Origin of the sequence: Thauera aminoaromatica S2 (assembly GCF_000310185.1) — a bacterium.
GTDB lineage: Bacteria > Pseudomonadota > Gammaproteobacteria > Burkholderiales > Rhodocyclaceae > Thauera > Thauera aminoaromatica.
Genome location: NZ_AMXD01000285.1, coordinates 1 through 1,284 on the forward strand (window position 1 = coordinate 1; position 1,284 = coordinate 1,284).

The window sequence follows — 1,284 nt, forward strand, 5'->3', positions numbered from 1 at the left end:
GGATCAAGCTTCAGCCATGGCTCGCGCCCTCGGCGCGGCTGGTGATGCCGGTGCGCGCCACCGCGGCGATGGCCGCCAGCGCCTCGCCGCGAAACCCCATCGTGCCCACGCGCTCGAGGTCGTCGAGGGTGGCGATCTTGCTGGTGGCGTGGCGCTCGAGCGCGAGCGCGAGCTCGTCGCGCGCGATGCCGCAGCCGTCGTCGGCGACGCGGATGCGCCGCACGCCGCCCTGCTCGAGCTGCACCTCGATCGCGCGCGCGCCAGCATCGACCGCGTTCTCGAGTACTTCCTTGAGCACCGAGGCCGGGCGCTCGACCACCTCGCCGGCGGCGATCTGGTTGACCAGCAGGTCGGAGAGGCGGTGGATGTGGGGCATGGGGGGGCGGCGACGCAAAAGCGGGATTATACGGGGGTGCGGGGGCGGCACAGCCTTCCGCCGCTCGTGCAGAAAACCGGCGATTTTCCTTGCCCGTGCCGGGAGCGTGGCGCGGGTCGGGTATCATCGCGGCCATGCTCCGGGGCGGGCGCCCGCCGGTCCGCGCGCCCAAGCCCTGTCCTCCGCCAGGATCTTTTCATCGTTCCAGCATCCCATGAAGTCCATCGTCATCCTCATTTCCGGCCGCGGCAGCAATATGGAAGCCATCGTGCGTGCGGGCATCCCGGGCGCGCGTATCGCCGCGGTGATCAGCAACCGGCCGGGCGCCGGCGGGCTCGAGTTCGCACGCGCGCACGGCATCGCCACCGCGGTCGTCGACCACAAGTCCCACCCCGACCGCGCCGGCTTCGACCAGGCGCTCGCCGAGTGCATCGACGCCCATGCGCCCGACCTGGTCGTGCTCGCCGGGTTCATGCGCGTGCTCGGCGACGGCTTCGTGCGCCGCTACGAAGGCCGCCTGCTCAACATCCACCCCTCGCTGCTGCCGGCCTTCCCGGGGCTGCACACCCACCGCCGCGCGCTCGAGACCGGGGTGAAGGTGCATGGCGCGAGCGTGCATTTCGTCACCGCCGAGCTCGACGACGGGCCGATCGTGATCCAGGCCGCGGTGCCGGTGCTGACGGGCGACGACGAGGACAAGCTGGCCGCGCGCGTGCTGGCGCAGGAACACCTCATCTACCCGCAGGCGGTACGCTGGTTCGTCGAGGATCGGCTCGAACTCGTCGCCGGCCGCGTGAGCCTGCGCGACGCGCCGGCCCAGGACGGCGAGGCGCTGCTGGTGCCTGCGCCCGAGGGCGGAGGGCGGGCGTGATGCGCGGGCTGGTCGTGCGCCTCGCGCTCGCCGCCTG

Annotated in this window: 1 protein-coding gene and 1 pseudogene; one reads left to right on the forward strand and one right to left on the reverse strand. The window is 72.5% G+C overall.

What is annotated here, in order from left to right; translation table 11 throughout:
• Positions 1 to 16 precede the first annotated feature (16 nt).
• Positions 17 to 376, reverse strand: a pseudogene (gene mutL, locus C665_RS19590) (DNA mismatch repair endonuclease MutL); the annotation flags it as partial.
• Between the two features lie 214 nt (positions 377 to 590).
• Here mutL and purN point away from each other — a divergent pair.
• On the forward strand, positions 591 to 1,247 hold the full coding sequence (gene purN / locus C665_RS19595) for a phosphoribosylglycinamide formyltransferase (RefSeq protein WP_004329949.1): 657 nt from the start codon (positions 591 to 593) through the stop codon (positions 1,245 to 1,247).
• The last annotated feature ends 37 nt before the right edge of the window (positions 1,248 to 1,284 follow it).

What these genes read in the sequence shown, in the direction of transcription:
- purN (WP_004329949.1), top strand. Translation starts at nt 591, where the DNA reads ATGAAGTCCATCGTCATCCTCATTTCCGGCCGCGGCAGCAATATGGAA.